6 protein-coding genes and 1 pseudogene are annotated in these 6,770 nt (G+C 64.5%); all 7 read right to left on the bottom strand.

Features of this window, described 5'->3' with window-relative positions; translation table 11 throughout:
• Positions 1 to 618, bottom strand: a pseudogene (locus ABZ564_RS32470) (hypothetical protein); the annotation flags it as partial.
• Between the two features lie 10 nt (positions 619 to 628).
• The gene (locus ABZ564_RS32465; RefSeq protein ID WP_360863061.1) at positions 629 to 2,329 is read right to left on the bottom strand and encodes a hypothetical protein; all 1,701 of its coding nucleotides are present in this window, start codon (positions 2,327 to 2,329) and stop codon (positions 629 to 631) included.
• Between the two features lie 313 nt (positions 2,330 to 2,642).
• On the bottom strand, positions 2,643 to 3,329 hold the full coding sequence (locus tag ABZ564_RS32460; protein ID WP_360863059.1) for a hypothetical protein: 687 nt from the start codon (positions 3,327 to 3,329) through the stop codon (positions 2,643 to 2,645).
• 48 nt (positions 3,330 to 3,377) lie between these two features.
• On the bottom strand, positions 3,378 to 3,971 hold the full coding sequence (locus ABZ564_RS32455) for a nucleoside monophosphate kinase (RefSeq protein WP_360863058.1): 594 nt from the start codon (positions 3,969 to 3,971) through the stop codon (positions 3,378 to 3,380).
• Positions 3,968 to 5,302 (bottom strand): hypothetical protein, encoded by a 1,335-nt coding sequence (locus ABZ564_RS32450; protein WP_360863056.1) that lies wholly within the window; start codon positions 5,300 to 5,302, stop codon positions 3,968 to 3,970. Before ABZ564_RS32450 ends, ABZ564_RS32455 begins: the two co-directional genes overlap by 4 nt.
• Positions 5,295 to 5,948 (bottom strand): methyltransferase domain-containing protein, encoded by a 654-nt coding sequence (locus tag ABZ564_RS32445; RefSeq protein WP_360863054.1) that lies wholly within the window; start codon positions 5,946 to 5,948, stop codon positions 5,295 to 5,297. The genes ABZ564_RS32450 and ABZ564_RS32445 overlap by 8 nt, the downstream gene beginning before the upstream one ends.
• The gene (locus tag ABZ564_RS32440; protein WP_360863052.1) at positions 5,945 to 6,676 is read right to left on the bottom strand and encodes an aminotransferase class V-fold PLP-dependent enzyme; all 732 of its coding nucleotides are present in this window, start codon (positions 6,674 to 6,676) and stop codon (positions 5,945 to 5,947) included. The genes ABZ564_RS32445 and ABZ564_RS32440 overlap by 4 nt, the downstream gene beginning before the upstream one ends.
• Positions 6,677 to 6,770 lie beyond the last annotated feature (94 nt).

Below are 6,770 nucleotides of genomic sequence, written 5' to 3'. Positions count from 1 at the left end.
AGTGAGTACTTTCTGGGGGCAGCCATGGTCGATGTTCCTCTCATGAGAACCATCTGACCCTCTGTCATCGACTTCCGCATCTCGGGGGAACCTCAGCTCGCCTGTCCGCACGAAGAAAAAGCTGCCGTCACCATGCCAGGCGAATGAGCCTGATACATAGCCGTCGAGCGGTATGGCCTGTTCGGCTCGGGTCGCAGTATCGAGCAGCAGTAGCTGAGCCGTTTCCTGTCCTCGCTCGGCAAGTTCGACGGCGAGAGTGCAGCCGTTCTGTGAGACATACCAGGCGGTCACCTTCTGTGTGCTCGACCTGCCTGGGGCAACGGAGTCGAACAGCCGGACGGGGGGCGCGTGAGGACAGCGGTGGTCGCGTACCAGGATGGCGTAGCTCTTGCCATCAGTGGAGCGTTCGGAGTAAAACTCCTTTCCTCCTCGCCAGGCCGGCGCAGAAGAAGACTGGTAGGCATGCAGGTCCGCCAGTGCGGCGCGGAGGTCCGTGCGATGCGCGAGTTCAGCGAACTGGCCCAAGCACAGATTCTGTTGCTCGGCCATCCACTTTCTGGTGCGTGAGTCTTCGGCATCCTCCAGCCATTCGTACGGAGACGGATCGTCGGTTGTCATCGTCTCTCCCTCAGCAGACCGGAAACACACAGCGCAGCATCTCCAGCGAACCGGCGCTGATCACGACCGCGCGGGCCGAGAAGATGTCGCTTCCCGAGTCGGGCGGTATCGGATAGTGGATGGTGTGCAGCGTCTGCCCTGGGGACAGCTCGTACCAGAACTCCGGCAGAGAATCGGCCCGAGACTTGTCCCTGACCTGGAGCAGAAGCGGGAGCTCCGACAACGTGCTCTCCGTGGAGTACCGCAGCGTGAACGTCGCTGTGGAGCCTTTGCTGCCGGTCGGGTCGAGGGCCACTGACAGTTCAGGCACTGTGGAGGTGTCAGTCCCGCCAGGTGGTGCGAGCAGAACGTTCCCGCGAGGGCCGCACGCCGCACATTCGAGCGCAACTCTGGTGGCTGCCTGACCGGAGGCAGCGCCCGGGAAGCGCAATGGCTGGGCCATGACCCGGCCGCGGCAACGGTCACAGATGCTGCCGCTGGGAAGCTGTGGGGTCGGAGCCGCGAATAGCGCGAGCGCCCGGGTGAGGCGGTCACCGACGTCACCGCCGGGGCTGGCAGAGAGCAACTTGCCCTGGCCGAAGGCCGCACGACACTCGTCCTGCCAGTCCTGAATGGCCGCGTTCAGGCGGCGGTGGGTCACCGGTGGCACGCCGCCGGTGAGCTGCTGGTGAGCCTCGGCAACCCAGATCTGCTCCTCCAGTGCGGAGCGCAGAGACTCCAGCCTGCGCAGCGTCGTGTCGGAGCTGGAGACGTCGGTTTCGCGGCAGACTATTCGAAGCGCGATGGTGAGCCGTCGTCCGTCTGCCACCCGGGACAGCAGGTCGCGGGTGGGGAGCGCCCTGGACGCAGTCTGGTCGGGACCGGAGGGTTCGGGCTGCCGCCCAACGAGGGGTTGGGCATGTTCGACAGGAGCCCGCCAGTTCGGGTCGCCGAGTAGCACGAAGTAGCCGTTGCGGCCAGACGCAAGACGTTCGGCATTCAGTTCACACACGACCTCACCTAGCGGCGCTCCGCTGAGGACACGTTGCCCGGCGTCCTCAACTTCTCCGGGAGCGAGAATCATCTGACGTGTTGTGCCGATCACTGCTTCGGCCGCGCCGGCCGCCCATGCGGCGACAGCAATGCTGTTGTCACTGGGGTAGAGCTGCGAGGCGAGCGAGAGACTGTTGCAGGAGAGCAGTAACAGGACCCTACAGTTCAAGTCCTGAGCTCGGTAAACATCGGCGACAACCGTCTGCTTCTTGCAGCGGTCGTCGGTCGCACTGCACCCAGCAGGGACGGGAACACTGTTGACGGTCTCCCTGCCACGGGTAACCCCGCACAGCACAACGCCGTCCATGTTGATGTGCATGCCGTCGCCGTGACCGAAGACAGAGACCAGGGTCCAAGCTTGGTTGAGACTGTCACGCGTGACGGCCCCTGGCGTGGGTTGGGCACCGGGAGCATGGTGGCCGGCCCGGTACCAGCGGCGGGAGGCTGCGGGAGGTGAGGCGGGGGGACGAACTATGTCTGAGGGCTTGATGCCAAAGGCCCGACCGTGGTGCACCCCTGCACGCGCGAGGTCCTCCAGGGAGTCGAAGTCGAACCGGGAGGACCGTGCGGTGATTACCAGCGGGACTGCAGTAAGGGGTGCTTCCGCAATGACGGCCGAGGCTGCGCCTGGGTGGGAATCGAGATCTACGACGAGCGCGTTGGTGTCGGGCGCGGTCACGCGATTCTTCCTTCTGCGGTTGTCGGGTGACGTTACGTGGAGCCGGCCAGTTGACGAGGTCACCGAGCTTCGGCCGGGGGCTGAGTGTGGTCCAAGTAATCGAACCTCCTCCGACTGCCGCGATGACATTGGGCGGTGCGATCGTCGTGCGGCGCTCGAAGTCCCCGTGGGAAAACCGGTAGTTGTGGAAGGCTGTGGCCGTACACCCGGCTACGATCACGCTTCAGTAGTTCGGTCGCGAGCAAATGTCCGGTCCGACCGGACCCGACAACGCCCACGCCCAGGGTGAAGCCTGCCGGGAGAAGGAGCTCGCTCATATCGACATCCGTCGGACAGCCTCGGGAGTCTGGCGTGCGTCCAGTTTGTGTACTGCAAGTTGCCTCATACTTGCAATCAGTAGGTCAGCATTCCGGTAAGCGCGCCAATCGGCACGCTCTGGAGTTTTTGCGGCCCGCGAGATCAGGGTGCGCATCAAGTGACGTTCGATCTCGGTGTCGACCGGGAAGTAGCTCATCTCGCCGGAAACCGTTTCGAAAAAGAGGTAGTCACCGAAGTCTTCGTACAATCGGGGGATTTCTCGATAGGTGGCCACTGGGACGTGCTTGAAACGGCGATGCAGATCAACGGTTACGTCGAGGTCGGCCGGTACGAAGTGGAGATGGAAGTGATGGCACAGGCGATGTTCGGGACCGTCACTGAGACAGTGCCCAGCACGGCCGTGCTCGTAGCTGACCACCGCTCCATAGTGACGCTCCAGCTCCGTTCGGACCGCGGTGCGTATCTCGTCGAGTTCCTCGTACCATGTCTCAGGCACCTCGCCCGCGCAGCTAAGGTGCTCAGTGCTGTGCAGGATCAGATGCCCAGGAACCAAAGGCGCCGCGTCGAAGCAGACAGCGAAGCGCTCCGAGCGGGCGACGATGAGCCGTTGGTCGGGGTTACAGAAGACGCATCCGTTGCGAAACTGCTCGGCGATCTCGGCGTATTCATCCTGGGTGAGCATCGTGGGCGCATCCTTCGTAGGGAGTGGTAGGGGTCTTGGCGGGTTGGGCTACCGCCTAGGGAGCAGGGCCGCGACCTCGGCGGCGACTTGCTCGACTGGAGCATCGGCCTGGATCGTCCGCAGTATTCCGCTGAGTTGGTAGTAGCTCGTTAGGTCTGTCGGTACATGGGCGAACTCGGCGAGGCGGCGCTCGATGACGGTCGCGTCATCATCTGTTCGACGCTGTTCCTGCGCGCGGCCCCTCAAACGCTGACGCAGTGTCTCGGTATCGGCTCGGAAGGTCAGGGCAAGATCGGCGCGCCGGCCCGACCCGGCCAGGATTCTGTCCAGCTGGACGGCCTGCGTGCGGGATTTGGGAAAGCCATCGATCACTACCGGCTTGCTGCTACATTCACGCAGCCCCTCCCGGATGAGGCCGGCCACCAGCTCGCTTGGCACCAAATCACCCCGCCGCACGTAGGGGCCAGCCTGACGACCGAGGGGTGTCTGCGCTTTGATGTGCTGTCGCAACAGGTCTCCGCTGGCGAGGTGACGGAAGCCATGGTGGGCGAGTATTGCGGCCTGGGTTCCCTTGCCCGCGCCGGGAGGTCCGATTAGTACCACGGTCGGCGGTCGGACGTGAAGCTTAGAGCGGGCACTCATAGGTGGTCCCGCCCGTCGGCCCGGATCGTGGACTGCGTGCCGGGGAGTCTTACGTTCTCGATCGTGCCAAGCCTGGCGAGTCGAGTGACCTGACGGCGGGTGAACTCTTCCAGCAGCCCGCGTCGTGCTTGCAACTCCTCGTCGGTGAACGCCGGCCCTCCAGACCGATCCACCTGTACGGCGGCTGCGCCGCCGATGGCCGGTCCGCCCCCGATACGGCTCAACAATTTGAACTGAATGTAGAGGTACACCGGACGCCGTGTGCCTGAGTGCGCGCTGTCAACGTAGGGCGGCGAATAGATCCCGAGGTGGTAGTCGAGCCCGGCAAGAACCAGCCGGGATGCCGCGAGACTCGCATTGCGACGCAGCGCGGGCATGTCGTCGGCATCGCGCAAAGCGCCACGCAGCACGGCGAGCGAAGTGCACGTTTCAGCTGAGAGGTAGGGCACTGCATCGAGACGGGCCGTGACGGTGGCTTGTGGCAGAAGTGGAGCGCGATACCATGCCTTGCCAGGGGGTGCCACCCCGGTGAAGGCAACGTGAAGATCGCGGAAGGCGGCATCCGCTGTGGTGTGCAGGTCACGGATAAGCCGTCGGCAGTCCGGAGTTGCCACGTAGTCCCAGTCGGGCAATTCGAATTTCAGGCCAAGCGGAAGTCCCAGCGCAGCGTCTCGTGTCGGGTCGGGTGGCAGCGCGCGGGCACCGTGCAAGGCTGGCATAGCAAATCGGTGCTGCAGGGCCTCATGCATCACGGAAGGCCCGAGGAAGGAGACTGGGTCCAGCATGGTGCGCCTGATCCGGGGATCTGTGACGTCACCGAAGCGGCTGGTGACCATCCCCTTCAGGTCTCGTGCGGCCCAGCAGTTGAAATGCATGTGAAAGCGCTTTTCGAAAAACTGGCCGTTGTCGCGGTCCGTGGTGTCCCGGTCGTAGTTGAAACCGAAGGTGAGGGTGCAGTCGTCGAGCCCGTACGCGCGGCGGGGCTCGGCTTCGGCCACGAAGCGGACGAACTCAGGCACTGCGTCGAGCGTCGCGGCGAGGGTGGCGTCCGACAGATCAGTGGGGGCGCAGCGAATGGTGTCGTTTGCGACCAGGAACATAAAGTCGTAGCGGGTGTGCGGGAACGCCTTGTCGATGACGGCAATGTGCTCATCAGTGCCAGTCACCGAGAACCGTGCGAGCCGGCACTCCGGCGCGTAGAACTCCTCAAAGGTCCCGCTGTTACCGGGGGCACTTGTCAGCCGGGGCCGACGCGGCACGAGCATACGCATCGCCACCGGCATCTGGTCGGCAGCGGCAGGGTAGAGAGCGGCGAAGGCGTCGTCAGACATGGTGCTCCTTGACCGGGGTAGGCCCGGTACTGCGCAGACGACCAGCCACGGTGATGGTCGGTCGGGGGGAAATGTCCAAGCGTCGGGTGTCAACGATGTCGAACTGGTTGCAGAGGGCAGCCGATAGCTCGTCTTGGCGGTAGTAGGAGAAATACCGCGCTACACCGAAGGAGGTACGGTCCGCCTCGCGTGGGCCCTCGCCGTCGCCTTCGAAGAGCAGGACGAGCAGAATGCCGCCCGGTACGAGCGCGTCAGCTATTCGGTCGACGATCGGTGCCAGATCGGCCTTGGGAATGTGCAGCAGGCTGAAGGAGGCCCAGGCTCCGGCCCATGAAGCAGACGATACGCGCAGGTCGTACAGATCCTGCTCCACTGCATCAAGCGATTTCGCCCGGCAACGAGTGACCATTTCGGTCGAGAAGTCGACGGCGAGTGGCACAAGCCCTCGGTTGCGCAGCTCCACCGACTCATGGCCGGGGCCGGATCCCAGGTCAAGCACTCGGTTGCCGCCTGTAGCCAGCACCTGCTCGGCGAACCAGTCGAGCTGTTCGGCGCGGAACTGGTCGTAGCGAGGGTTGCGCCGCTGGCCGTACTCAGCGGCGGCCCGGTCGTAGGCACTGCGCAGGGCAGCACGGTCGGTGGTCACGAAGCTCTCCTGGCGGCCGCGGCCAGCTCCGCCACCGCGTGCACTGCGGTGTCGATGTCTTCCGGCGTGGTTGTGGACCCCAGGCTGAGTCGGACCGTTCCGCGCTCGCCGGTGCCCAGGGCGCGGTGGGTCAGGGGTGCGCAGTGCAGCCCGGCACGAGACATGATGCCGTGTCGTTCGTCAAGCAGGGCGCCCACCTCTCCAGGGAACAAGCCGTCCACCAAGAGCGACAGCACCGGAACACGCGGCAGGCGCGGCCTGGGGACGTGCACGGTAACGCCGTCCAGTTCAGCCAATCGTGCCGCGCAGTCGGTGGCCAACGCGAGCTGTCGCTCCAGTTCCGGACCAAGCCCGTCCTGCAGCAGCAGGCGCACGGCCGCCCCGAGGCCGGCCAGGCCCAAGGTATCGGGAGTACCGGCCTCCAGACGGGCAGGCATGCCCGCAGGGTGGCGCAGGACTTGTGAACTGGTGCCGGTTCCACCTTCGTAGAGCGGCGTGACCTGAGTCGCGTCCCTAACGTAAAGGCCACCTGTGCCAGTCGGGCCGCGTAGGCTCTTGTGGCCGGTGAAGGCCAGCATGTCCAAGTTGAGTGTAGCCACGTCGATAGGCAGGAGACCCGCGCTCTGAGAGGCGTCGAGCAGCAGCAGCGCGCCGTACCGATGAGCCATTTCGGCAAGTTCCGCTACAGGGGCGACGATTCCGGTTACGTTGGATGCGTGGTTTATCACTAGTGTCCTGAGTCGTTAATTCGTGTGCAGTATGCGGCGAGGGTGTCGAGGATGTCGTCGGCGGTCTTGGTCCAGATGAACGGCTTGGGGTTCT

This window comes from Streptomyces sp. NPDC019224 (assembly GCF_040632605.1).
Taxonomy (GTDB): domain Bacteria; phylum Actinomycetota; class Actinomycetes; order Streptomycetales; family Streptomycetaceae; genus Streptomyces.
This window is presented reverse-complemented; position numbering and strand designations above follow the sequence as displayed.